Origin of the sequence: Algoriphagus sp. AGSA1 (genome assembly GCF_021390545.1) — a bacterium.
Lineage (GTDB): Bacteria > Bacteroidota > Bacteroidia > Cytophagales > Cyclobacteriaceae > Algoriphagus.
The window spans coordinates 148828-174882 of record NZ_JAJUWR010000002.1; the positions used below are offsets into that span (position 1 = coordinate 148828).

The window sequence follows — 26055 nt, forward strand, 5'->3', positions numbered from 1 at the left end:
AAAACTATCCATAGCAATACCCGAAACGCTTTGTGCAAAAAATCCGTAACTTTCGCCTTCTTTTCCAATGGGTACCAACGATATCTTTATTCTAGCAATTGAATCCTCGTGTGACGAGACCTCTGCGGCTGTTATAGCTGACGGCAAAGTACTTAATAATATTGTCGCCACACAATCCGTTCACGAAAAATATGGAGGGGTTGTTCCTGAGCTGGCATCCCGCGCGCACCAGGAAAATCTTGTCCCAGTGGTGCAGGAGGCCATAGTGTCATCGGGAATTTCAAAGGACCGGCTTTCGGCTGTTGCCTTTACCAGAGGACCTGGATTGATGGGGTCTCTTCTGGTAGGAGTGAGCTTCGCAAAGGCCTTGGCTTATGCACAAAACATCCCGCTCATCGAAGTAAATCATATGAACGCGCATATTTTGGCGCACTTTATTGAAGAGCCAAGGCCGGAATTCCCGTTCATCTGTCTGACAGTGAGTGGTGGACATACGCAGCTGGTGCTGGTAAAAGATCACCTGGATATGAAAGTGATCGGAGAGACCCAGGATGATGCTGTTGGGGAGGCTTTTGACAAGACTGCCAAACTCTTAGGTCTGCCCTATCCGGGAGGCCCTCTTATTGACAAGTATGCCAGAGAAGGGGATCCAAAGTCTTTTCAGTTTCCGATCACACGTATGCCAGAGTTGAATTATTCCTTTAGCGGAATCAAAACCGCTGTGTTGTATTTTCTAAGGGATAAGCTGAAAGAGAATCCGGGATTCATTGATGAGAATCTGGCAGACCTTTGCGCCAGCATACAGTATTCACTGGTGGAAATGCTTTTGATCAAATTGAAGGCAGCCGTGAAGAAGTATGGAGTGAAGGAAGTGGCGATTGCCGGAGGGGTATCTGCCAATACCGGCTTGAGGGATGCCTTGACCCAGCTTGCTGAGAAAAAAGGATGGAACCTCTACATCCCTAAATTCGAATACTGTACGGACAATGCGGCCATGATTGCCATGGCCGCACATTACAAATACCTGAAAGGAGAATTCTCATCCATGGATGTCACTCCTCTCGCAAAAATGAAAATCTAAGCATGGCTAAGGATAATAAGTTTGACAAGGTCATCAATATAAAAAACAGAAAGGCAAGCTTCCAGTTTGAATTTGTGGATACCTATGTGGCAGGCATGGTGCTGAAAGGTACTGAGATCAAGTCCATACGTGAGGGAAAAGTGTCCTTGACAGAAGCGTTCTGTATTTTTCTGGACGGGGAGCTGTATGTTCGCCAGATGCATGTTGCGCCCTATTCTATGGCCGCGAGTTACAATCACGTGGCGATCAGAGACAGAAAGTTGCTGCTGGGCAAGAAGGAACTGGAAAAACTTGAAACTAAGTCTCAGGAAAAAGGTCTGACTATCATTCCTGTTCGTATATTTATCAATGACTGCGGGATGGCCAAAATGGAAATCGCACTAGGTCGCGGTAAGAAAACACACGATAAACGACAGGATCTGAAAGAAAAAGATGCAAAAAGAGAAATCCGGCGAATGGCCTTTGATTGATGCTTTTGGGATCTGCAGGCAAACAATTTTACCTCTGTACCGCAGACCTACTTTTGATTCGGCTATGGTGACGCAGTTGCTTTTTGGGGAATGCTACCAGACCATAGCCATGACATCTGACCAGCAGTGGTTCAAGATCCTTCATGAAGACACAGGCTTGCAGGGCTGGATCACTACCCACACACTCAAGGAGATTCCTCCGGAAGATTATACAAAGTATCTTAATACAGACTTTCAGGTAGTCACCAGCCCTATCGCTGCGATAGAATACCTGGGTACCAATCTTTATTTACTTCCGGGAAGCAGACTTCACTTCTCTGATTTGGAACTGTTCAATTGGCAGGATCATATAGGGTTTACCGGATCTGTTCGTAGCCATGCGATCAAGGCTAATAGATCCCAACTCATAGATGTTGCCCTGAAATATGTAAATGCCCCATATCAGGCTGGGGGAAGAAGTATTTTTGGGTTGGATGAGCGGCAGGGCTTTGAATTGATTTATAACATTGCGGGGTATTCATGGAAATCCGGTCAAGTACCAGGTAGAAAAATTGACCCCGAACTCGTTTTGCCGGGCGATTTGTTTATTTTCAGGGAGTTAAAAAAGAGTCAGTTCAAGTACGCCTTATATCTTGGGGCTGAAGAAGTGTTTTGGATGGACAATAGGATAAAAGTTTCGGACTTAAGTGAATGGGAAGTTTCGTTGCGGAGCGGCAAGGGTAAACAGATGGAGTTAGAAACTCGGTCAATAGTGAATTAACCTATGGAAAAGAGGGTATTGGTATTGAATTTAGATCATTCTCCCGTGGCGGTGGTTTCACCCCAAAAAGCCATCGTCCTTCTGCTTCTTCAAAAGGCAAATTGTCTTTCAGTGTATGAGTTTTTACAAATACGCACGGTCAGCAGAAGCTTTGACTATCCGGCAGTGATTTGCCTCAATCGCTACATAAATATACCTTATCGAGGAGTACTGCTCAACCGTGTAAATCTATTCAGAAGAGATAGGGGAGAGTGCCAGTATTGCGGAAGCAAAAAGCAATTGACTATTGACCATGTTGTGCCCCGGTCAAAGGGAGGTAAATCCAGCTGGACCAATCTGACCACAGCTTGCCATAGGTGCAATGTTATGAAAGGCGATAAAAGTCCGGAAGAGTCAGGAATGGTTTTGCAGACTCAGCCTTTCAAGCCATCCTTAGCATATTTTCTGGCAGAATATGCGGAAAAACAAGCCGAAGAATGGTTGCCTTTTCTGAGCAGTAAAGTCTTGCCCTGACAGTTTTTTTGGTGGTTTTTTGGCCGGGTAATTGTACGAATTCAGTCATGTATCTTATGATTATCCCCTCGCTTTTATTGGCCTTTTTGCTCCAGGCCACAGAGTATAAGTTTGAGCAACTTATAGGAACCTGGCAACTGGTCCACTTTGACGCAATAGACCAGTTAAGAAAATCACCTGAATACCAGAACGCAAATTCCGCAATGCGGCAAGGGATTGAGTATAAAATCCAAAATCGCCTTGAAAATACTGTGTATATGTTTGTGGAGGGAGATAGTCTAAAATATACGGATTATGTAAATCATGAAGTGGTTCAGTTGAAAGCAAAGATCGGACTCAGTAGCGACGATATCCTCACTTTTACCACTGCCTCTGAAATCAGACAGGCAAAAATTGTAGCCTTGGACAGCAATCGTTTGGTACTGGAACCCATCAGTACCAAAGTTGGATCCGGGAAACTTACTTTTGAACGGACCAAGTAGGTATTTATTGAAATGTTAATCCTGAATTTGGGGTTTATATTCCCCACGGGGCGCTTCGGACTTTTCTTAATTATGGCTTAAACCCCGCTTGGAGCCATTTAATACTCTTGGTATGGTTTTGAAACAATTTTCATCGAACCATCAACCAATTAAAACTATGTTACGCTGGATATTGATTTTCTTAGTAATCGCACTGATCGCAGCCGTTTTAGGATTTGGAGGTATTGCCGCCGGTGCAGCTTCCATAGCCCAGATCATTTTCTACATTTTCTTGGTTTTGCTCGTCATTTCCTTGATTATGCAACTTGTGAGGAGAACCTAAATTATCAGGTTTTGAAGTACAGTTAAATTTTAGCCGCACATATTCGCACATGTGCGGTTTTTATAAACAAAGACAATGAAATGAACCCAGAACCAGCAGTCCCTAGTGTGCAAGAGAAAAAGTCCAGAAGGGGGATTATATTAGATAGTTTATTGCAGGGGTTTCTGATCCTGCTCCCACTTACTATTGTTTTAATTTTACTTTCTATAGTTTTTAATTTTATTTTTGGCTTTGTAGCTCCGCTCAGCTCGGCATTAGATCCTGGGTCTGAAAATCCACATTGGCTGATCAATATTCTTTCACTGGCTATATTTTGTGTGTTTATATTTTTGATCGGCTTACTGGTACGCAATAAAGTAGGCAAGTTTTATTTTAAAAATTTTGAGAAAAAATATCTTACCAAAATACCACTGTATAATTTGATTCACCAGACGGTCTATCAATTTGTTGGATTGAAAAAGCTACCTTTCTCGGAAGTAGTATTATTAGATCCTTTTAGGTCAGGTACTATGATGACAGGCTTTATTACCGATCAAATCGGGGAAGAGTTATATACTGTCTTCGTACCTACGGCCCCTAATCCTACGAATGGCAATATCTATCACGTGCCAAAGGAATTAATAACTTTCTTAACTGCTTCTACACAAGATGCCATGCGCACAGTGATGGGAATGGGAACAGGGACGGCAGATATGTTAAAGAACATGGATTTGTCCCAAATACTCCCGCAAGGCAGTCAGAAAGAGATCATAAAAAGTAATATAGATAATACTATCGATACTCTGCCTAATTAGAAAATTATACTCAAGAACCTGATTTTAGCCTGCTCATTTGCTTTGTGCTATTCTTGATCAATGAGGAGATACAAATTTTAGCCCTACAATAGATGCTATCAAGGTCATAAGAAAAAATACTCTCCAGAATTCCACGGATTCCTTAAAAACGAAAATCCCTACAAGCACAGTCCCCACTGCCCCAATTCCTGTCCAAACCGCATATGCGGTGCCGATAGGCAGTGTCTGTGTGGCTTTGATCAGCAGTACCATACTAATAGCCAGGCAAACAAGAAACCCTCCGTACCAGCCATATACCGCTATGCCAGTAGCATGTTTAGCCTTGCCTAAGCAGGAAGCGAAACCCACTTCAAACAGTCCGCCGATAATTAGTAGGATCCAGTTCATAGATTTTGAATATTAATCGAATTGAAAATTTATATCAAAGATAGAACGCGCTATGATGGAATCAGCTTAAATGAGCACTTCCCTGCATGGTTTTCTTTATGTGTATTATTTTTTCCAATTCTGAAGTCTGTCTAAGTATAGATAGGATTCTACGAATTTTCTATGCTCTACGCTTGTCATTTTTTCCACTAATTCCAGCGCAGAAATGTAACTGGCCAGATTACCATTGGAGGAAAGGAATTTCCCGTCTTCTACATAACTTAGGGTGTTTTCATCCTGTACCAAAAGCTCTGGATAATCTTTTTGCAGTTGTTCTCCTCCTCCGATCCATGTCACGATTTTTTTTCCGTCAGCGATTCCAGAAGCTCCAACCAATTGGGCTCCTGCGCAATTACTTACAGTATATGTTGTCTCTTTATTTCTTTCTCTGATGAAATTCACAAGTTCATTATTATGGACTTGGGAGTACATGTCGTAGGCGCTAGGAACAAATAACACATCAAGTTTTGGCGCAGTTGAAAAGGTATAATCAGGTACGATTTTCAAACCTTCTTCTGAAACTATAGGGTCGCTGGTTTGCGCAATAGTAACGACATTAAATAGCTGTGTCCCGTCTTCTGTTGGTTTAGTGAAAACATCAGAACCGGCTGTTACTTCTGTAATGAGCACTCCATTATAAATTAATAACCCTATGGTAGGTAAGTCATTTACAAATGGTTTTAAATGTGTGGTGAGGGTATCTATACGGGCATCAGCTTTAGTTAGGGAGCCGTTTGTAGATTCGTTGGTATTGCAGCCAGTAAAAAACATGACCGCTATTAACAAGGAAAACATGATGTTTTTCATAGCTGAATTTTATTTGTCCGCTACAAAAGTACGGGCTTTGCCCGGAGAAAAAGTTAAATTGGTTTAAGAACTTGATTTACTTTTTATTTGGCTGGGATATTCAGGGGAGAGGTCTTGAATCCATTAAATTAAGAGATTGGAATGATAAGGCCATTTTAAATTGGATTAAGGTTATTGTAATTCAAGCGGTAATTGGTTCTTGAGTAACTTAAAACTCTTTCTGTGCCAGACGCAATCTCCATATTCCTCTAAACCTGCTCTGTGGGCTTTGGTAGGGTATCCGGCATTCCTGTCCCAGGCGTAGTAGGGGAACTCTTCTGACAGCTTTTCCATCAATCTGTCCCTATATACTTTGGCCAGGATAGAAGCGGCCGCAATACTGGCATACTTTCCGTCTCCTTTGATTACACAGGTATGCGGGATAGTCAGGTCAGATTTCCAGCGGTTGCCATCGATCAGCAGATGATCGGGTTTTATTTTTAGCCCCAGCACAGCCCGGCTCATTGCCAGAAAGGAGGCATTAAGGATATTGATCTTGTCAATTTCCGGCACACTTGCTTCTGCGATCTGCCAGCACAGGGCTTTTTCTTTTATTTCATGGATGAGATCCTCCCGCTGTACTTTCCCTAGCTTCTTGGAGTCATTGATCCAGGGGTTGGAGTAATCCGTAGGCAAGATGACCGCCGCGGCCACTACCGGTCCCGCCAGACAGCCCCGTCCCACCTCATCACAACCTGCTTCTAGTCTGTCAGCTTCTAAAAAGGGTTTTAGAATCATGGTGTTGGTCTTCTCTTATTTTGTAGTACTTGTGGATCATCTCTGCTACCAATCCTGTCCATCCTGTCTGGTGGGATGCACCTAATCCCGCTCCACTGTCGCCGTGGAAATATTCATAAAACAGAATGTAATCCTTGAAGTGAGGATCTTCCTGATACTTTTTATGACTGGCTCCATAGACAGGGCGGTTGCCCTTCTTGTCTTTCATGAAAATACGCATGCATCGGAGAGAAAGCTCTTTTGCGATAATGTCCATGGTCATGTATCTGCCTGAACCTGTGGGATATTCAATTGAGAAATCACCTCCATAGTAAAAATCAAATTTCTTCAATGATTCGATAAGAAGAAAATTAATCGGAAACCAGATAGGCCCCCGCCAATTGGAATTGCCACCAAACATCACCGTGTCAGATTCACCAGGCGTATATTTTACGGAAAGAGTTTCCTCACCAATACTCATAGTGTAGGGATTATTCTCGTGGTATTTAGATAGGGATCTGATCCCATACTCACTCAAAAACTCGTCAGAATCCAGCATTTTTTGCAGCACGCTTTTCATTCTATGGCCTCTCAGCAGCGAAAACAACCGACGTTTGTCGTAGCCCGGCTGAATCCAGCTGGATACCAACGCAGCTAATTTGGGTTTTTCCCGAAGAAAAAAGTCCAGCCTTTTCTTAAACTCAGGAAGTTTTGAGAATAGATCTTCACGTATCGGTTCTACGGCAAACAAAGGGATCAATCCTACAATCGATCTTACCTTCATTTTGCTAGGCTCTTTGCCCGGTATGTGAAACACGTCATAGAAAAAATTATCCTCATCATCCCAAAGGGAAATGTGCTCCTCTGAAATATTGCTCATAGCTCCTGCGATGTAAAGGAAATGTTCCAAAAATTTGGTGGCCGTGAACTGATATACTGTATTGTATTCGCAGAGATCAAGAGAAATACGGAGTAAGTTGAGCGAAAACATGGCCATCCAGGAGGTGGCATCTGCCTGCTCTAATTTTCCGTGGTATTTCTGCGCATGGCTACGGTCGAATACGGATATGTTATCCAGTCCAAGAAATCCTCCCTCAAAGATGTTTTTGCCGTCACTGTCTTTCTGGTTGACCCACCACGTGAAGTTGAGCATCAATTTGTGAAGTGCGCGTTCCAGGAATTCATGATCTCCTATACCGTTATTTGCTTTTCTGTCGATTTGATAAACCCGTTGAACTGCATAAGCATGTACGGGAGGGTTAACATCCGAAAAATTCCATTCATAAGCAGGGATCTGGCCATTGGGATGCATGTACCATTCATTCAGTAGGAGTAGGAGCTGATCCTTGGCGAATTCCGGATCAATACGAGCGATCGGGATACAGTGGAATGCAAGATCCCATGCTGCGTACCAAGGGTATTCCCACTTGTCCGGCATGGAGATGATATCATAATTCTGTAGGTGTCTCCAGTTACTGTTCCTGCCTTTTGTCCTTGTCAATGGAGGTTTATATCTTCCTGGGTCTCCTTCCAGCCACCGTTCGACATCATAATAGTAAAATTGTTTAGACCACATCATCCCTGCATAGGCCTGCCGCTGAATATTGACCAAGTCAGGATCGGTGACCCGATCCTGCACAGCCTCATAAAACTCATCGGCTTCTTTTTTGCGTTGCTCAAGGCAAGTGTCACTTAATTCGAGCGCCTGATCTTCTTCTTGCTGCTGTAGCCGTAGCTTTACCTGTCTGCTTTCTCCGGCAGGTATGGATAGTTCATAGATCGCAGCGGCCTTCGTCCCTTTGTTTTCGGGGTTGATATGACTGGAATCCCCATTTACTACATAGTCATTTATAGCGTCTTTCAAGAACTTCTTCTCGTTTCCTATGTTGTAGATCCGCTCCCTATTTGTCTCATTGTCACAAAACTTGAGTTCAGGATTCCCATCAAACTTTACAGAATAATTGCCAACCTTCGGGTTGGCGGCTTTAATGGAATTCACCCCTGATTTGGTCAGTTTGGGCATAAAGGGTTCATTTCCGGTAAACCAGACCTTGCGAAACCATAAAGTAGGTATAACCCAGATTTTAGCAGTTTCAGATCCCCGGTTATGAATAGTCGCCACAGCTGTGATGTCTTCTACATCTTCTTTGGCATACTCGATGAAAATGTCAAAGTATTTATCCTCATCAAATATCCCAGTGTCAATCAGTTCATATTCTGGTTCTAACTTGCTTCTTTTATTGTTTTCCTTGAGGAGTTTCTGGTATGGAAACTCAGCCTGAGGATACTTATACAGCATCTTCATATAGCTATGGGTGGGAGTGGAGTCTAGGTAATAATAGATCTCTTTGACATCTTCTCCATGGTTGCCTTGATTTCCGGTCAATCCAAAAAGACGTTCTTTCAAAAATGGATCCTTGCCATTCCAGAATGCCCATGCTAGACAGAACTTCTGTTTGTGGTCTGATATACCCCCTATTCCTTCCTCACCCCAGCGGTAGGCTTTACTTCTGGCATCGTCGTGTGTGACATTTTCCCAGGCAGAGCCATCCGGACTATAATCCTCGCGTACGGTACCCCATTGTCTTTCGGTTAGGTATGGCCCCCATTTCTTCCAATGCTTGGTGCGGTTTCTATCTTCTTGTAATCGTATATTTTCAGCTGACATGTAATATCTCTCTTGGGCAATCTTCGAAATTATCAAATTCTATCTATTATAGCTCGAAAATGCCGGATCACTTCAGTTTTCATCCAGATTTTTTTTGATTTATTAATTAAACCCGCTTTTTGTTCTAGTGTGGGAAATTCTCAAATCGAGGCTGTTTCATGCGCTAGGTGTGTTTAAAAACTGGGCAACCATTGATCATTTCTTGTCATTCCAATAATTGCGAATTAATAAACGTTAAAATTTACTCTACACTTGTAGATGAAATAAAATGTTCTACATTTGTAGATGTATTTTAACTTAAAGGTAATGAAACTATCTAGAGCAGAGGAAGAATTGATGAACCATTTATGGAGGCTGAAGCGGGCATTTATGAAGGATCTGTTGGATGCCTATAAGGAGCCTAAGCCGGCCACAACTACTGTTTCTACACTACTGAAGCGTATGCAGGATAAGAAATTTGTCGGATATGAGTCCAGTGGCAAGCTCAGGGAATATTACCCTTTAGTGACTAAGGAAAATTATTTTTCAAAGCACCTGAAGGGCTTGATCAAAAACTTTTTTAATGATTCACCGGCACAGTTTGCGTCTTTTTTCACGAAAAAGGCAGAGCTCTCCGAAGAGGAGTTATTGCATCTGAAAAGTATCATTGATGACCAGCTAAATCAGAAGAAATGATCACTTACTTACTCAAATCCATAACCTGTCTGCTTATTTTGTTACTTGTACACAGGTTACTGTTGCAGCGTGAAGTATTACATAGATTCAACCGATTCTTTCTGCTGTTTTCGGTGGTTGCGTCCTTTCTTATACCGTTTTGTACTATTGAAGTTCCCCAGGAGATAGCAACAGCTTCAGTTGAAGTAAATTCTGAGCCAGTTTACTTTGAAGCTGGGCAATCTGAGGTGATTTCTGAGCCTGTTTACTTTGAAGCAGAAAGTCAGAAATTCAATCAGGATCAGGTACTTGCTGCAGTGCCAGAATCTCCATTTAATTGGGCATACCTTCTATTTGGGCTTTACGGACTGATTTCACTTGTATTCTTGTTCCGATTCGTCAGAAATATCAAGGTGTTGGTGAATAAGATTCAGAGGAATGTTAAGATTAATTACCGTGGTCAGACCTTGGTTTTATTGAAAGAAGAATCACTTCCATTTTCCTTCCTTAAGTACATTTTCGTTGCAGAATCAGATCTTGAAGACGGCAAATTTACAGATGCGGTATTCTTACATGAGCGAACGCACATAGAGGAAAAGCACAGCTGGGACAATCTTTTTATCGAGTTATTGATGATTCCGCTTTGGTTTCATCCGGGACTTTATTGGGCGAAGGCGGCCATCAAGCTCAACCATGAATTTATAGCGGACAAAGTTGCTTTGCAAAGCACTACTCTCGAGAAATACGAGAGTCAGCTTATGGCTATGATGCTGTCAGAGCAGAAGTATGGCCTGGCAAGCAGCTTAAATTTTTCATTAACCAAAAAACGATTTGAAATGATGAAGAGAAAAACGACGAATCCGAAAAGTTGGCTTAAACTATTGCTGGTGACGCCGATTTTGGGAGCGATGGTGTACCTCTTCAGTGAACGAGTTGTGGCACAGGCAGATGCTACTACAAATGAAAGTGAAGTTTATGTAAATACTGCAAATCAAAAATATCTCGAGCCTGTGGATTTTGATTTGATCTTTACGCTGAAGCCAGATGGAGTAATTCAATATGAAAATGAGAATTATGACTTGGACGCTGTAAAGGAATTGATAAGCGAGACTAAAAACTCACAGGGTGATGTAAAGATTAATTTGGTCACATTCTCAGGTGTTTCTATGGGGGATTTAAGTGGTTTTCAGGCAGTTTTGAGAGATCTGGATATTAGAAGAGTTCATTATGTGAAAACACATAGTGAAGTAGGCGTAGAAAGCGTACTGCAAGAAGAGCAGAAAGCTAAACTTTACAGCGGTGTTAGATTCCTTGTATATGCAGATCAAATGTATTATGAACATAAAAATTTTTCCCAGCTGACAGATAAAGAGCGGTCTTCGCTATTATCTCCGCCTTTGCCACCTCAAGAAATGAGCGAAATTAGTTCAGATACACCTTCTTCGGAGGGAAATGGGGAAAATGGGGAAAATGAAGTTTCTATAATCCCCCATAACTCTTTTGCTACTGATGTTGATTCTTACCTATCCTATAATTCATTTACTGAGGCTTATGTAAAAGAAGTGAAGAGACTGAAAAATGCTAATGGAACAATATCTATTACACCTGCTGCGATTTGGTTAGTGGATCTTTCAAAATATGCTGATCCAGTAAACTACGTCTCTCAAAAGTTAATGGAATATGATAACCTGAGAAATGTCCCACCTCATTACATTAAAAAATCCGCAAATGAGCAAGCAAAAGTTGATGCATTGTTTTATGAATTAGGGGCAATTATTTTTCAGTTTGACAAAGAAATGAGGTCAGAATTATCGTCACTCTTGGGTTATCCATATCCTCCTTTGAATGTTCCATATTATCCATACATAAAGCAGGTTAAGAAAGGAGAAATATATTATAAAAACTATGATGAATTGAGTGACGATGAGAGAAAGTTATTACCGCCGCCGCCGCCACTACCACCTAGGAAAACTACTCATTCATCAAAAAATCCTGCTGTTTATAAGCAAACTAACGACCTTGTGCCCGATCAGGAAAAAGAAACTTCAAGTAAATGGACTCCCGCAGTAAAAGCCGCTGGAATACAGCATGACTTACAATCCTATATAGATGCCCATGCGACCTACGAAAAGCTTCGAAAGCAAGCTCCGCACTTTGTAAAGAGAAGCAAAGCTGACCAGGATATGCTAACAGAAATGTTCTCTGATTTAGTCAATATGTATCAGCAGATGTCATTCTTTGACAAAGCAAAATTTTGCCAGCCTGCTCATCCTTTTGCGCCATACTTGAAATTGGAGTCAAATGGGGAGGTTTATTATAAAATGAGACACGAATTAACTGCTGAAGAACTTAGTAAGTTGCCTCCTCCTCCGCCAGCTACTCCTGACAAACAAGTAGAGGCCTACAAAAAGGTCTATTACCAGTACGAGTTGAAGCGAAATTCAGGCAGAAATGATACCTACCTTTCAATGGAAGAGCGGGAATCAATGTTTCAAAAGTATAACGAGTTGCAGGAGAAGTTCCTCGCAATGGATGCCCCGGAGAGAAGACAGGTCAAAATGGTCAATTTCCCGTACTACCAAGTAGAAGAAGACGGCAAAATGGTTTTCAAAGCTATATCTGAGCTCACTCCAGAACAAAGAGCTTTGAACAACTGCTAATGCTGGACAAACCTGCCAGGTTTTTCTATCCGAATTGGATAAATTAAATCTGTTGTTCAAATCTTATCAATGTAAACCTGGCAGGTTTTGGTTAATAAAATCACGAAAATGACTGAGTCAGGACAAAGTCCGGCTCAGTCGTTTTTGCTTCTGAGGTTAGTTGATAGAAAGTTTGAGGCCAGGTGCTATTCCAAATCTGTATGGAATTTTCTGCATTAAATTGCGTTTGAATCAAATTTTCCAGCTGGGCAAAATCAAAGTTGTCTGAGGCAATACCCGCTCCGGAATAAACTGTATCCAACGCATTACATGCTTGTTCGTATTGACCAGTCACAGGAATTACCATCACTGGCTTTTTTAGATACATAGCCTCGCAGATCGATTCAAAGCCAGCTGTACTGACCAGTCCTTTGCAGTCAGCCATATCCCGGAGGAAATTCTTATCATGTACTCTATGAAAACTCAAGTTGGGTAAGGGATGCTCGGTCTCGGCCGCATCCTTTTTATCCCAATAAGCACGTATTTTCAGATGAGGATTTTCCTTCGCATAGTTGATTACTTCTTGACCGTAGCCGCTATTGACGATGTAAGTAAGGAAAAAGTCTCCTAAAGTTGGATTGAGTTTTTTCACTTCCTCCCTGAGCAGCGGCGGCACCACCGTGATTTTGTCCGTGGATTTTAGTTTGTAGAATGAAAGTGCCAGTTTTTCACTCGCTCCCAATGCGGTCATGTACGTATTGAGTTTGAAAAAGAATTTGTTTAATCCTTTGGCGGGAGCAAATTTGAATTCAGGATGATAAATCAAGTATTGATGTCCAATAACCCAATACCGGGACTTTGGACGGTAAAAACCATTGTAAATCCCACCCAACAAATCGTAAAAATTCAGAATAATATCAGGAGCCTCAGCTTTAACTATGCCGTCAATTTTTTTAAGGCTTTTGTAAAAAGTCGATGTTTTCGTTAAGTTCTGAAAGATGGTTTTGCCTATCAAAATCTCTTTTTCCTCTTTGTCGGTCACAAAATTCGGGCTATCTACCAGATGGATCGGAGCCGGGATTTCTCTGGAAAAAAACTCGGGTATTGTCCTTCGTTTGCTTTTTCCCAAAATAACTCCCGCTAATTGATGGCCTTGGTTGTGAAGCATATTTGAAAAGGAAATGGCTTGGGTCATATGTCCCCGGCCTTCACCCTGGACTATAAAGATGAACTTCATTGGATAGAAGAGATGGAAGGTGGTTCCAGATCATCCTTTGCCTTGTCAAAGGATACTTCCCGCATAGGGACAATCGTGGTTTCGGGCTTACCGATGAAGAATTGCTCCAAGCTATCATCTTGTGCTTCCTTGAAGTTGATCTCGTTGTAATAGATGAGTTGCCAATTGCCCTCGTGGTCTTCCGCCAATGCGCTCATGGTTTCCACCCAGTCACCCGAATTCAGGTATTGGATGCCATCAATTTCCCGGTTTTCAGGCTTGTGAATATGACCGCAGATGATCCCGTCACAACCTTTGACTTTTGCCATTTTGGCCAGTTCTATCTCGTACTGATCGATATAGGACACAGCCGATTTTACTTTGCCCTTCACATATTGGGAAAGGGAGAAATAGGGCAGTCCTTGCTTGACCCGGTAGTGATTTACCACACTATTTAGCCAAAGTAAGAAAGTATAGCCTATATCGCCCAGATAGGCTATCCAGCGGAGATTGGTGGTAATGCTGTCAAAAACGTCTCCGTGCGTGATAAAATATTTTTTTCCATGACTCTCATAGATCATGTCCTTTTGGATCGAGAGATTCCCCATCTGAAAAGGAAGAATCTGGTCTAGAAAATCATCGTGGTTGCCTCGCAGATAATACACCTTAGTGCTATGATTCTCAATCATTTTCAGGATTCTGTTGAAAAAACGGGTGTGCTTTCTCTTCCAGGAGCCTGATTTCTTGAGTTGCCAGCCATCTATGATATCTCCGTTCAGGATGAGATTATCACAGTTGTATTGTTTAAGAAACCGTGCGATTTCTTTGGCTTTAGAGCCTTTGGTACCCAGATGTACATCGGATACAACTATCGTTTTGAATTGGGTCTTCACGATTCTGGTTTTGGTTGAAAGATATATCCTCCAATTGAACTCAGTATCAGTAGATTATTAAAAAAATAGTAAGATTACTTGGTTTTTGACCATCAATGTAATCCCAGCGTTAAAAAGATGTGAAAAAGCCTGTTCTATGGGGTAGGATCAGTGTAAAACTATCAGGTTATCAGAAATCTAGAGTTGGTTTGCTGATCATGTTTCCCATTGTTTTATAAAAATCCAGTTAAAAGTTTGACTGAAGTTCCCTAGCAGTTTTTATCTTGTGTCACCAATTTACTCCCATTTTCAAAGAAATTTTTAATGCATGAACAACTCAAACACACTGTTCTGGGAACGCTACCAAAAAGCACCGGTTGTAGGGATTAGCAGGGGGCATTCACTTGATGAGATATTGAAAATAGCAGAGGCCTATGAAGAGGCAGGGCTTACGACCCTGGAGATCACCATGAATACAGCCGGTGCATCTAGGATGATCTCAGCCTTGCGAACCCAGTTCCCAGCACTCAATATCGGCGCAGGAACAGTATGCAATCTTAGTGACTTAAAGGATGCCATAGATGCCGGTGCCCAGTTTATCGTGACTCCCATTATTGATGATATAGTAATCACCCATGCAGTAGATCAAGAAATCCCCATTTTTCCTGGAGCATTTTCTCCTTCTGAAATTTATAAGGCATGGTCCTTGGGTGCTTCCGCGGTCAAAGTATTCCCAGCCACCCAACTTGGAGTTCAGTATATCAAAGACGTACTGGCGCCATTAAATAATATAAAACTACTTCCTACGGGAGGGGTTTCTCTAAGCAATGTCAGGTCGTTTTTTGAAGCAGGTGCTTTTGGAGTAGGCATGGGAAGCTCCCTATTTGATAAGAAGTTAATTGGGACGGGAGATTTCAATGGACTGAAAAAGCATTTTGTCGACGTAAAGGCAGAGTTAGGGGATATGATCAAAAGTTGATCGCATAGCATTTGAACCGGCCTTGATCTAATTTCGTGAGGGGATTTGGGCAATGCCGTTGTTCCCCAGTTAGAAGGCATAAAAAAAGTGGTTTTAGAAATAAAACCACCTTTAACAAACTACAAACCAATTTATACCTAATTATTTACTATTTCGTTTTCATTTTCCAGTTCCACCAAGGCCACTGCGCCATGAATAGCTGTTTCGTCCATCTCTGAAAGTAAAATTTCAAATCGTTCGATGACCGTAGGATACTTGAAAGTTGAAATTGTTTGAAGTAAGGATTTTTTAAACAGTGGGTATGTTTTTCTAATTGACCCTCCCAGTATAACTGCCTCTGGAGCAAGTGAATACAGGATGTGTTTGATCAATTCCCCCAGATGTCGGCCGAATTCCTCAAATGCTTTTAATGCCAGGGTGTCTCCGGACAGTGCCAATTTGGCCAGTGCTTTTGGTTTTTTGTGATAGTATTTTTCGAAAAATTTGCCACTGCAATAATGTTCATAATCATGATCTAGATAAGAAGCGCTACACCACTCTCCTGCCGCGGAGTTTACACCGCTATAGAGGTGTCCGTTGATCACGATGCCTCCCCCGATACCAGTCCCCAGCGTAATTCCTACCATGTGGTTAAACTTTCTGCCAACACCGAATTTATGTACCCCGGACGCAAAACAGTTGGCATCATTGTTAATAAAAACAGGCTTGGCAAATCTCTCAGTCAGAAACTTTTTCAACTCTACATGCTGAAAAGCGGGGATATTTGAAAGGCCTAAGACGATGCCTTCCCGCACATCTACGAGCCCCGGGATGCCGATCCCGATTCCCGCCAAGTCATATCCCATATAACTCTCTATGAAATCCGAAATGGTTTCCAAAATGAATTCTTTACTTTCCCTTGCAGGAGTAGCTATTGATCGTATGTCCTCTAAATGCCCGTTGATTAGCACACCACCTTTGATTCCGGTGCCTCCAATGTCTAATCCTAAAATGGCTTTTTCCATTCGCTACAGTAATTAGGTTAATAGGTTTAATTATTAAGCCGTATCCGGGAGTACTTACTGGCTCCCTGACACAGGCAAAGGTCTATGTTTGTCTCTATAACATTCCTTCTATTGACTTCTCCAGTTCCCTTGCAGTGGTCAGGAATTCATCCACATTCATATCCCTGAAGAAAATCAGACCATGGCTTGATCTTACTTTTGCCCGATCATGCTGGTAGAAGTAATTTTTGCCCAGCAAAAGCTGTATTGCATCTAGCTGATCTACCCAGATTCTTTTGGCCACTGTACTGAATTTGCCATTGTGTGAATAACTTGGGAAAGATGCATTTACCTGACTTAGGTAGCAATTGGCAAATGAGTCCTCCATCACAGACATATCCCCCAGCGATACAGGAACGATGACATTGGCTTCATGGGGCTCAAATTTGAACCAAACGTTTCTATAGCCGATGATGCGAAGGTCACTGATGTCTTTCTCCTCACCCCATTTTTTCACGGCAGCGGCAGTGGCCTGCAGTACTTTATAATGAGTGTCTGGCCCGGATCCCTCCGGGTCGAGTGTCAAGCTAATCTTTGTAGGATTGATTTTTCTGAACATTTCCACGATCGGTTCCACGTCGCGGTCTTTGTCGGGCTGTTCTGTGAAAATATCCCCTGTGTAGAACCCAAGTCTAAGATGGTGGACGTTTTTCACCTGAACTCCAAAATGTGCCCAAACCAGTTCTTCTTCAAACTCACGGATCATCCCCTTTAGTTTCTGGACTTTAGCAGGGTTTTTCTCCCCATCATAGCTATTTTTCAATATGCTGATGACATCGTTGATCGTTTCTCTAAGCTGGGTTTTATTCTTGATTTCATATACGATCACCAAAGCCCGAACCACCCTGTGGTAGAGTCCTCTCAATCGCTGTTCTTCGTTCTCAGAGGCTACGTTGGTCAGGTAGTGATAGACATCTTTATCAGTTTTAAGACTATATCCTACATCGAAAAAGTCTTCGTAGTGGACCATTTGGATCTCCCCGTTGTCCAGAAGCTTCTTGGTATGCTGCAGTGTGTCGATTACAAACGTATTAGTCACTGCTGTAAAACCCGAAGTCAATACTGAAAAGTGCGCTTCATTTGTCGGTTCGTGCAGCTGATTGGTGATATGCGGCAAAATCCCTAGGGAAATATCGTCGTGGTGGGGGCCTGTGTGGAGCAATACCTCATTTTTTTCTTGTTCCAGCCCTTTTGATAGCTTGCCTTCTATGCTTTTCATCACCTCATTTACTGTCTCCTCAGACAAGTCAGGGATCAGCTTGGTATATTTGTCGGCTTTGAGGTCAGACAACTTTAAGCGGTGTCCATATTTGCCCAGTTTTTTACAGAGATCAATTACAGCCCTTTCAGTTTTTTCCCAAGTCCATTCGCCTTTTTGATAATATGCATCTACTGAGTCAGTCAGTTTCACGCCGGCTCCTTTGGTGACATAGAATCGTCCGTTTTTTAATTTTTGAAGGACAGTGGCCGGAAAGACATTGTTCAGTGGGGTTTCAAGGGAGTCCTTGACGATTCCGGCTTTTGCCTCTCCTGCGGCTATGATGATCGCTACTGCTTCTGGGTTATAGACAATGGTGTCCAATCCAATGGTAATCACCAACCTGTTGGAGGAAACCTCTATTCCTCCCAGATCTCCTGCCGCCACAGCCTGGGTTTCAAAATTCGTTTCTGTCAATCTGGTGACGGAATATATATGAGATCCTCGGGTGTTGAATGCAATATGTCCATCTGGGCCTATTCCACCGAGAAAAAATCCGATTCCACCTGCATCCCTTATTTTTTGTTCATATTCACCACACCACTGGTCGATCATGTAGATAGACTGTTGCTGCAGTTTCTCCATTTCATTTTTGGGGTCGCGGAACCTCAGGGTAAGGTCAACTTTCAGGTCTGGAAAGACCTCTTTGAAATGAAGCCCATTGGCCAAAGGAATCTCATCCGAATTGATCAGAATTGCTTTTTCCTTGGAAAGGCCAAATCCCTGGATATAAAACTTATTGACATAATCGTAGAAACTATTGTTCTGCTTTGAAGAGATCGGGTAGAATTCGTCAATCTGGACAAATGTCAGGCCCTTAAGGACGGGCTTCTTGGTACTGCCTAAACCATATTTTTCCCTTACCTCCTTACCTTTTTTATTGTCCCAATTTTCCAATAGAAACTGGGTCCATTTGATGAAAAACTCCGGTGTTTTGCCTGTTGGCAAACTGATGACACCTTCCGGGTTTGCCGCGGCCCATTCTAGAAACCGGCAGGCGGTGAGCAGGCCTAGTTTAGGGAAATTGTCAACTTGAAGGTACGGAATTAGCGTGCTGATTTTATCTACACCAGATTCCTCTAGGAAACTTTTTTCGACTTCTGAAAGCGGGTACTTACTTAGCATAACTGTTTTGACAGGTTTTGATTGGGACTACTCTGAAGAAGTAATTTTTAAGAGCTGACTAGACGAGCTTTTACAGATTCCATAAAAGCAAATCCTAATGTAATCTATTCAATTGCGATTTAAGGCTTAATTACTTTGTCTTTGGTACTTTGTAAAACAAATCTAAAAAATGTTTTTTAATAATACGATCTTTCATAAAAATTTTATAAAAGTTTTACATGGAAATATAGTTTGGAATAGCACTGCTCTAATCCAATCACGGTGAGATGTTCTGGACTCATAAAGAAAAAATGATAACTTTCCGAATGCTTATAGTCGTCACAGGTGTATCAGGTACAGGTAAAACCACGGTTGGATCCGGTATAGCTAATTCATTGAATTTACCGTTTTTCGATGCGGATAATTTTCATCCAAAGGAAAATATTGAAAAAATGAGCAAAGGTGTCCCTCTTAACGATGTTGACAGACTACCTTGGCTGCAATCCTTGGCCGAATTATTAACGGACCATGAGAAAAGTGGAGGTGCGGTTTTGGCTTGCTCAGCCTTAAAGGAAAGCTATCGGGAGATTTTGAAAGGGAACAATAACGTGCAATGGATCCATCTCAAGGGGGATAAAGAATTGATTTGGCGCAGGATGTTGGCCAGGAAAAACCACTATATGAAAGCAGATATGTTGGATTCTCAATTTGCTACATGGGAAGAGCCCCAGTATGGCCTGAAATTGAATATTTTACATACCCCAGAGGAGATGCTGTCACAGGCACTGAGGTACTTAGGAGTTGCTGAGGGCAGCAGGGGCTAATTTACAGGGGATTTTTCTTATAGGCGGGTTTTTTAGTATAAATTGATTATTGAATTGGTACCTAGTGGAATATGAAACAACATTGTTCACGAAATTGATAAGTCTATGTCCGAATCCATCATGAAACCTACCCTAGCCTTAATACTGTTAGTCTTCGCTTCTTTTAGCACGGCTTTACCTCAGTCTTACATTGTTTCAAATGTGAATATTATTTCCATGGAGGATGACAAGGTGCTGGAAAACCACTTGATTATGGTCGAAGGGGGGAAGATCGTCAAAATTGTCCCGATGTCTGATTCTCGCACTGTCCATAGTAATCAGGTGATCGATGGAAAAGGGGCGTACGTTTATCCAGGTTTGGCAGAATTCCATTCCCATATTCCTCTAGCCCAAAATGGCGATACCCAACTTCAGGAAGAAGCCATGTGGCTTTATCTGGCCAATGGAGTATTGCGGGTGCGTGGGATGATAGGGGATGCTTCACATTTGCAGCTGAAAGAAAGAATTACATCAGGTGAACTGCATGGACCAAGGCTTTTTCTATCAGGTCCTTCCTTTCGGGGATCATCGGTTTCTTCACCCGAGCAGGCAGCGCAAATGGTTCGGGATCAAAAAGCTGTCGGTTATGATCATTTGAAGCTGCATCCGGGATTGAAAATGGATGAGTTTCTGGCGATAGCCACTACTGCAAATCAAGTAGGTATTCCATTTGGGGGGCATGTCTCTTTGGATGTGGGACTAAAGGCCAGTCTTGAGAAGGGTTACAAATCCGTTGAGCATATGGATGGTTATATTGAGGCATTGATCCCTGATTATTCCCGGGTTTTGGATCCAGAGATCGCAGGGCCTTTCTCCATGCTTCTGGTTGGAGAGGCTGACATGAGCAAACTCCCTGAATTGGTGGATTTGACGCTGGAAACCGGCGCTTGGATGGCTCCGACTTTGACCTTGTTTGACCGTTATTTTGGCTTTAAGCCTGCGGAAGAGTATCGGCATATACCGGAAATGAAGTATATGTCGGCTCAGCAGGTACAGAGTTGGATCAATGCGAAAACACCCCATGAGCAGTCAGGTATATTGACAAGAGAAAATGTGCAACCTTATCTGGATTTCAGAAATCAACTTTTCATGACCTTGCATGAAGCAGGTGTGCCCATGTTGATGTCTTCAGATTCTCCCCAGGTTTTCAATGTTCCGGGTTTTTCCATTCACCATGAGATAGCGTTGATGTCCCAAGCGGGCATGTCCAATTATGAGATTCTGAAATCAGGTTCTGTGAATCCTGCCAGGTATTTCGGCCAAGAAGGGGACTGGGGGGTAATCAAAAAAGGCGCCTCTGCTGATTTTGTGCTGATAAAAGACAATCCTCTTGAAGATTTGGAGGCGCTAAGAAATCCTATAATGGTAGTGATGAAAGGGGAAATATACGATCAGCAAGAGCTTAAAAAGCAGCTTGATACTATCGAAGCTAAGTATGGCAGAGACTGAAAGAATATGTCCTGCAAAATCTTCATCAACAATCTTTTTACAATTGACTTTTCTTAAACATGAAACCCAAAAATGCATTGATCAGCCTAGCTATAAGTGCTGTGACAATATACCATAGTTCGGCTCAAACAAAATCCACAGTCATCCAAGAGGATGTATCGCTTACTATAAAAGTTGAAAAGGTCGATTCTTGGCAAGGGAAGGATGTGTTTCACTATGTGTTGGATAATGGTATAATGCAGGTGGAGATGACAAATTTTGGTGGGATTATTTCTAGAATCATTGTTCCTGACAAAAACGGCAAGCTGGAGAATGTAGTCTTGGCACTGGAGGAAATCCCGGATTACTTTACCAAAAACGGCCCCTATCTAGGCGCCGCTGTGGGCAGGTATGCCAATCGAATAGGAGGGGCGGCATTCACATTGGAGGGAGAGACCTACCATGTGACAAAAAACAACGGGCAGAATACATTGCATGGAGGAAAGGAGGGCTTTGGGGTTAAGGTATGGGAACCTGAAATCTATAAAAAAGAAGATGCTGTAGGAGTGAAAATGATCTATCTCAGTGTGGATGGAGAGGAAGGCTTTCCGGGAAATCTAGAAACTACACTCTGGATGGAATTGACCGCTGCCAATGAGGTGAAACTCCGCTTTGAATCTACTACCGACAAACCTACTGTCGTCAATCTCACCAATCATTCCTACTTCAATCTAAATGGGATCAACAGAGATGTACGCGATCATGAACTGCGGATTTTTGCGGACGCGATTACACCAACTGGGTCAGGGCAGATTCCGACAGGTGAAATAAGGCAAGTGGACGGGACAGCTTTTGATTTTCAAACTGCAAGGAATTTAGGTACTCAAATGGATGCCTTAGGGGAAGGATTCGATCATAATTACGTCACGAAAAGAGAGAATTCCACTGAGCTAAAGAAAATCGCCATAGTAAAGCATCCTGCAAGTGGACGGATGATGTCGGTTTTCTCCACTGCTCCCGGCGTACAGCTTTATACTGCTAACCATGTGAGGAATTTTGCAGGAGCAGATGGAAAAGTCTATCAGCCACACTGGGCACTATGTCTAGAGCCGGAAGGCTGGCCGGATAGCCCAAATAAGCCGGAATTCCCATCGACCAGCCTGTCGCCCGGAGGGAAATATGTGCATGAAATAATTTATGTGTTCGAGACTGAACATTAAAATGGACTTTTAGTTTATGATTTTAAAACTATTTCGTTAGCTTGTACTTCAATTTACAAACCTATGAAAAACCTCCTAATCAAAACTGTACTGGCTGTATGTGCCATTTTTTTATCATATTCCATTTCTGCCCAGGATTATAAGTTCAAAAAAGTGAGAGAATTCCGCGTGGAGAGCCTTGCCGAAGTAGGGATAAGGGATTATGACCCGAAGAAAGATGTTTTTGTCGGATTTATTGATAAAAGGTCAGAGGGAGTAGAGCTGGCGATTTTTGATGCAAATGGGGAGATATTGGCCAGTAAGAAAAGACAGGGCGAGGGCCCAGATGATTACCAGTCATCCGCATTGGCCATTGGATTTTCGCAAGAGGGTGACGTGTTTGTTCAGACCTCATTAGAGCTTGTGAAATACGACCTTGAATTCAATCGGATTAGTAAGGTGTACTATGAGCCGAAGGTAACCACAGTAATATATTCTGGCCCACGGTCTAAGTTTGTCCCTTTGACCAGAGGGAAGGATGTTTCTTTTATCGTAAACGGAACTAACCTAAGTAATATGGTTATGAATGATGTTCCCCCCCGGGAAATAAACATGATTGATTACTATGATGCAGCTAGTAAAACAATCCACTCGGTAATCCCATTATCTAGCAGAAAAGTATTCGAAGGAATAGAAGACAAGGTCTTCCCTGCTTCGATTAACCCAATATTTACCATCGATTCTCAGAATAGCAATTTGTATTTCACCTCTACTATAGACTCTGAAATCACTGTTTACAATCCTATTAACTGGAACATAATTCAGAGAATCCCGGTAAAACATGAATTTTTTAAAGCGTTGGATGATATTCCACTCAGAGAGTCAAATTTAGGTCTTTCAAATAAATCACCACTCTATTCTAGAAATCAAGAATTGTTAAAGTTTGACTCCGATTTATTGGGACTTGTCTATGTAAAAGAGATTTCCGAGGCAGCAAATGAACTGAGAAAAAGCGAGGAAAAACCTTTTTGGATGTTCGATCCCGAATTTCATAGGATTATACTTTTTAAGGACGGGGTTCAGCTACCCGGAGAGTTGACAATACCTACAGGACTGATCGAAATGACTTTGCCAAATAACAGAGTTCTTGTGAAAGTGGTAAACGAAGAAGAAGAGCTGGATTATTACCCGTTTGAGATCTGGGAGCTCACTGAAAAATAAAGACTCAGGTGGCTAATGGCGCAAAACTTTCAACATACTGAGTAAGCTATACCCAGACTCATTATTGAAAATGAGTCTCTATTCGTCCAAATCGCCTTGGGAATGTTACTTGTAAGGATAGTGGTAGTAAACTAAACCAACTACTTCTTATGAGAACAAGTAATGTAAACCAACAAACAGCTACCAATTTCAGTGGAAAAGCAAGGATTGCTGGAACTGTGCTGCTTTCCTCATTCTTCCTGGTAGGGATGACTTCCTGCGAGGATGATGATGATGACCCGATTGTTGACAGTTACAATCAACAAGACCGGAATTTCGCCATTTCATCTTCTGAAAACATCAATGCACAGATTATGTTCGGTCAGTTGGCGCTGGACAATGGTGAAGATGATTCTGTGATTGATTATGCTACTATGCTGGTTTCCGAGAATACAGAGAGCCGAACCGAGCTCGAAGGAATAGTGGATGGTACAGACGTGGATATTTCCGATGGTGTCACTGACGCCATGCAGGCTAAATATGACGAACTGGCGCTTTTGAGCGGCGAAGATTTTGATATGGAATTTATAGATTTCCAGCTTGAAGCGCTCGATGATTCCATGCCGATCTATGAAAATGAAGAGGCTAATGGGGAAAACTTCACACTAAAAGGTTTTGCTGAAAAAACTTTGGCGAAAATAAGAGATCATAAAGAAGATGCGGTTTTGGTAAAAGCTGAAATCGAAATTGAAGGGATCTAAAAACAAGAGATCAGAATGTAGTTAAGGCTGATTAACCCAGCTAAAATTGCGTAATGATTTCTGTAGAGCCGGTTTTCCGAAAGGGAGCCGGCTTTTTGTTTTTTAACCGCTGAGGGCACAGAGGGAAACACAGAGGCCGCAATGATTTATTTATGGCTGTGCCGCTTCTCCAGAAGCAGGGATTATTTTATGAACTTATGAACAGATTTGCAGCCACTTCCTGAGCCTCATCAAAACTTTGATAGGCGCACATTACTGATTCAAAAACTTCAAATTTCCCCAAATGTCTTAGGGCTAAAGGATTTCCAAAATGCACCAGAATGCATGATTTTGATTGAGCTAGATTTTTGATTTCTGCCAGATTCTTGCTGTCTATACCGAATTGGTTTAATGGTTTGTGGGAAGGGACAAAAAGAGAAATAATCACTTTTTCAGCTTCATCAAGTGAAATTTCACTTAATTCTGAGCCGTATATTTCATATAGCTTTTTTGAGAAAATTGACCCTGTATTTCCAAAAAATCGCTGATGTGTAAGCTTACCTTCTCCTGCGAGTCTTTTCAATTCTGTGGCATTTAGTTGTCCGGAGACTACTGAAACATATTCATTGGCCAGTTTAGTTTGTAGCTCGGAATGTTTTTCCCAATCGAACTCTGGAACCTCCACCTTTCTTAAATCAAATACACCCAACTTTTCTTTCAGCTTCCAGATTTTGTCAAAAACCTCATCTACTTCAGCTTCTGGGGCAAATTGGGCTATTTTGTCTATTCCCTCCTTTACATGATCTGAAAAGCAGAGGATATCATTTCCCGCCTGGAAAGCTTCCCACTCGAGTTGCCCTGGTTCTGGGAATAAGTCAGCCACAGCTTTCATATTAAGCGCATCTGAAATCACTATTCCGTTGAATCCCATTTTTGTTTTCAAAAGATCAGTGATGATCTCCCTTGAGATGCTTGCAGCGATTTCCTTTCCTCCGGACAGTGCCGGAGCTGCCAGATGACCTACCATGATCATTTCCACCCCCTTATCTATTCCATATTGGAATGGCAACAATTCTTCTTGATGCAGGGCTTCTCTAGACTTTTGGATGATCGGAAGCCCCAGATGAGAATCTGTCTGGGTATCCCCATGACCAGGAAAATGCTTAAGACAAGCTCCTATCCCTGCTTTTTTCATCCCCTGATACATATCCATCGCATACTCAGCCACTTTTAAAGGGGCTGTACCAAAGGATCTGTATCCGATCACCGGGTTGTTTGGATTGGTATTGACATCGCAGCATGGAGCAAGGTTCAGATGGATACCGGCGACTTTCATATCCAGTCCCATTTTATATCCCACTTCTTCGATTAGCGTTGTGCCATTTTCTGTAATAGCTCCTAGGGTGATGGCAAAAGGATAATGAGGTGTATTCTCTATCCGCATTGCCAAGCCATATTCTCCATCTATACTGATCAGCAAGGGAATTTTTGAGATAGCCTGGTAGCGATTGACCAGCCCTATCATCTTTTCCAATGTTCCGCTCACATCCAAAACCTCTGCCCTTTTTTCAAAATTCGCAGCTGCGGAATGTCGGCTATGGAAAAAAGTCAAACCACCTATTTCCTGTTCCAGGATCAGTTTTTCTATTGCTTGGTAATTTTCCTCCGAATCATGGATAAATGCTGCAGGAGAAAAGCATTGGGCGATTTTTTGATTTTTGGAAAGTTTGGAATTCATTGGGAAATTGGAATATTGTAAAATTACTTGCCGATATAAATTT

General features: G+C 42.1%; 24 protein-coding genes. 15 read left to right on the top strand and 9 right to left on the bottom strand.

The window, feature by feature from the left end; all coding sequences use genetic code 11:
• The first annotated feature begins 67 nt into the window (after nucleotides 1-67).
• The 7 genes from tsaD (at nucleotide 68) to LZF95_RS01795 (ending at nucleotide 4422) form a co-directional block, all read left to right on the top strand.
• The gene (gene tsaD / locus LZF95_RS01765; protein ID WP_233753268.1) at nucleotides 68-1081 is read left to right on the top strand and encodes a tRNA (adenosine(37)-N6)-threonylcarbamoyltransferase complex transferase subunit TsaD; all 1014 of its coding nucleotides are present in this window, start codon (nucleotides 68-70) and stop codon (nucleotides 1079-1081) included.
• Nucleotides 1082-1083: 2 nt separating this feature from the next.
• Complete coding sequence (gene smpB, locus LZF95_RS01770) at nucleotides 1084-1551, top strand: SsrA-binding protein SmpB (protein WP_233753269.1); 468 nt, start codon at nucleotides 1084-1086, stop codon at nucleotides 1549-1551.
• A complete protein-coding gene (locus tag LZF95_RS01775) occupies nucleotides 1514-2311 on the top strand; it encodes a hypothetical protein (RefSeq protein WP_233753270.1) in 798 nt (265 codons plus the stop codon). The genes smpB and LZF95_RS01775 overlap by 38 nt, the downstream gene beginning before the upstream one ends.
• Before the next feature lie 3 nt (nucleotides 2312-2314).
• Entirely contained in the window at nucleotides 2315-2824 is a 510-nt protein-coding gene (locus LZF95_RS01780) for an HNH endonuclease (protein WP_233753271.1), read from the top strand.
• A 47-nt stretch (nucleotides 2825-2871) separates the two neighbouring features.
• Nucleotides 2872-3306 carry a hypothetical protein gene (locus tag LZF95_RS01785; protein WP_233753272.1) on the top strand — a complete coding sequence of 145 codons (435 nt, stop codon included), beginning with the start codon at nucleotides 2872-2874 and terminating at the stop codon, nucleotides 3304-3306.
• A gap of 157 nt (nucleotides 3307-3463) precedes the next feature.
• Nucleotides 3464-3628 carry a DUF1328 domain-containing protein gene (locus LZF95_RS01790; RefSeq protein WP_233753273.1) on the top strand — a complete coding sequence of 55 codons (165 nt, stop codon included), beginning with the start codon at nucleotides 3464-3466 and terminating at the stop codon, nucleotides 3626-3628.
• 80 nt (nucleotides 3629-3708) lie between these two features.
• The gene (locus tag LZF95_RS01795; protein ID WP_233753274.1) at nucleotides 3709-4422 is read left to right on the top strand and encodes a DUF502 domain-containing protein; all 714 of its coding nucleotides are present in this window, start codon (nucleotides 3709-3711) and stop codon (nucleotides 4420-4422) included.
• A 57-nt stretch (nucleotides 4423-4479) separates the two neighbouring features.
• Here the strand turns inward: LZF95_RS01795 and LZF95_RS01800 are convergent, their stop codons facing one another.
• From LZF95_RS01800 to LZF95_RS01815, 4 genes are all read right to left on the bottom strand, one after another.
• The gene (locus LZF95_RS01800) at nucleotides 4480-4809 is read right to left on the bottom strand and encodes a multidrug efflux SMR transporter (protein WP_233753275.1); all 330 of its coding nucleotides are present in this window, start codon (nucleotides 4807-4809) and stop codon (nucleotides 4480-4482) included.
• A gap of 105 nt (nucleotides 4810-4914) precedes the next feature.
• Entirely contained in the window at nucleotides 4915-5655 is a 741-nt protein-coding gene (locus tag LZF95_RS01805; protein WP_233753276.1) for a DJ-1/PfpI family protein, read from the bottom strand.
• A gap of 171 nt (nucleotides 5656-5826) precedes the next feature.
• On the bottom strand, nucleotides 5827-6429 hold the full coding sequence (locus LZF95_RS01810; protein ID WP_233753369.1) for a ribonuclease HII: 603 nt from the start codon (nucleotides 6427-6429) through the stop codon (nucleotides 5827-5829).
• On the bottom strand, nucleotides 6404-9079 hold the full coding sequence (locus tag LZF95_RS01815; protein WP_233753277.1) for a glucosidase: 2676 nt from the start codon (nucleotides 9077-9079) through the stop codon (nucleotides 6404-6406). Before LZF95_RS01815 ends, LZF95_RS01810 begins: the two co-directional genes overlap by 26 nt.
• Before the next feature lie 306 nt (nucleotides 9080-9385).
• Between LZF95_RS01815 and LZF95_RS01820 the strand changes: the two genes are divergently transcribed.
• The gene (locus tag LZF95_RS01820; RefSeq protein WP_233753278.1) at nucleotides 9386-9754 is read left to right on the top strand and encodes a BlaI/MecI/CopY family transcriptional regulator; all 369 of its coding nucleotides are present in this window, start codon (nucleotides 9386-9388) and stop codon (nucleotides 9752-9754) included.
• Nucleotides 9751-12393: a M56 family metallopeptidase gene (locus LZF95_RS01825; protein WP_233753279.1), complete on the top strand. Its 2643-nt coding sequence runs from the start codon at nucleotides 9751-9753 to the stop codon at nucleotides 12391-12393. Before LZF95_RS01820 ends, LZF95_RS01825 begins: the two co-directional genes overlap by 4 nt.
• Nucleotides 12394-12493: 100 nt before the next feature.
• On the opposite strand, the gene LZF95_RS01830 is transcribed toward LZF95_RS01825, so the two are convergent.
• Both LZF95_RS01830 and LZF95_RS01835 read right to left on the bottom strand, forming a co-directional pair.
• Nucleotides 12494-13609, bottom strand: a complete 1116-nt coding sequence (locus LZF95_RS01830; RefSeq protein ID WP_233753280.1) for a glycosyltransferase family protein — start codon at nucleotides 13607-13609, stop codon at nucleotides 12494-12496.
• Complete coding sequence (locus LZF95_RS01835; protein WP_233753281.1) at nucleotides 13606-14481, bottom strand: UDP-2,3-diacylglucosamine diphosphatase; 876 nt, start codon at nucleotides 14479-14481, stop codon at nucleotides 13606-13608. The genes LZF95_RS01830 and LZF95_RS01835 overlap by 4 nt, the downstream gene beginning before the upstream one ends.
• A gap of 307 nt (nucleotides 14482-14788) precedes the next feature.
• Here LZF95_RS01835 and LZF95_RS01840 point away from each other — a divergent pair, with 307 nt between their 5' ends.
• Entirely contained in the window at nucleotides 14789-15439 is a 651-nt protein-coding gene (locus tag LZF95_RS01840) for a bifunctional 4-hydroxy-2-oxoglutarate aldolase/2-dehydro-3-deoxy-phosphogluconate aldolase (protein ID WP_233753282.1), read from the top strand.
• Between the two features lie 137 nt (nucleotides 15440-15576).
• On the opposite strand, the gene LZF95_RS01845 is transcribed toward LZF95_RS01840, so the two are convergent.
• Both LZF95_RS01845 and LZF95_RS01850 read right to left on the bottom strand, forming a co-directional pair.
• Entirely contained in the window at nucleotides 15577-16443 is an 867-nt protein-coding gene (locus LZF95_RS01845; protein WP_233753283.1) for an ROK family protein, read from the bottom strand.
• A 94-nt stretch (nucleotides 16444-16537) separates the two neighbouring features.
• Nucleotides 16538-18865 (bottom strand): glucosamine-6-phosphate isomerase, encoded by a 2328-nt coding sequence (locus LZF95_RS01850; protein ID WP_233753284.1) that lies wholly within the window; start codon nucleotides 18863-18865, stop codon nucleotides 16538-16540.
• A gap of 305 nt (nucleotides 18866-19170) precedes the next feature.
• Here LZF95_RS01850 and LZF95_RS01855 point away from each other — a divergent pair, with 305 nt between their 5' ends.
• The 5 genes from LZF95_RS01855 to LZF95_RS01875 all read left to right on the top strand — a co-directional run bounded on the left by LZF95_RS01855 (nucleotide 19171) and on the right by LZF95_RS01875 (nucleotide 24295).
• Complete coding sequence (locus LZF95_RS01855) at nucleotides 19171-19668, top strand: gluconokinase (protein WP_233753285.1); 498 nt, start codon at nucleotides 19171-19173, stop codon at nucleotides 19666-19668.
• 105 nt (nucleotides 19669-19773) lie between these two features.
• The gene (locus LZF95_RS01860) at nucleotides 19774-21156 is read left to right on the top strand and encodes an amidohydrolase family protein (RefSeq protein ID WP_233753286.1); all 1383 of its coding nucleotides are present in this window, start codon (nucleotides 19774-19776) and stop codon (nucleotides 21154-21156) included.
• 59 nt (nucleotides 21157-21215) lie between these two features.
• Nucleotides 21216-22355 (top strand): aldose epimerase family protein, encoded by a 1140-nt coding sequence (locus LZF95_RS01865; RefSeq protein WP_233753287.1) that lies wholly within the window; start codon nucleotides 21216-21218, stop codon nucleotides 22353-22355.
• Between the two features lie 63 nt (nucleotides 22356-22418).
• Entirely contained in the window at nucleotides 22419-23555 is a 1137-nt protein-coding gene (locus LZF95_RS01870; protein WP_233753288.1) for a hypothetical protein, read from the top strand.
• Between the two features lie 149 nt (nucleotides 23556-23704).
• Nucleotides 23705-24295, top strand: coding sequence for a DUF4142 domain-containing protein (locus tag LZF95_RS01875; RefSeq protein ID WP_233753289.1), 591 nt, complete (start codon nucleotides 23705-23707; stop codon nucleotides 24293-24295).
• Nucleotides 24296-24482: 187 nt separating this feature from the next.
• Here LZF95_RS01875 and LZF95_RS01880 read toward each other — a convergent pair whose 3' ends face one another.
• Entirely contained in the window at nucleotides 24483-26012 is a 1530-nt protein-coding gene (locus LZF95_RS01880) for a glycoside hydrolase family 3 protein (RefSeq protein WP_233753290.1), read from the bottom strand.
• Nucleotides 26013-26055: the final 43 nt, after the last annotated feature.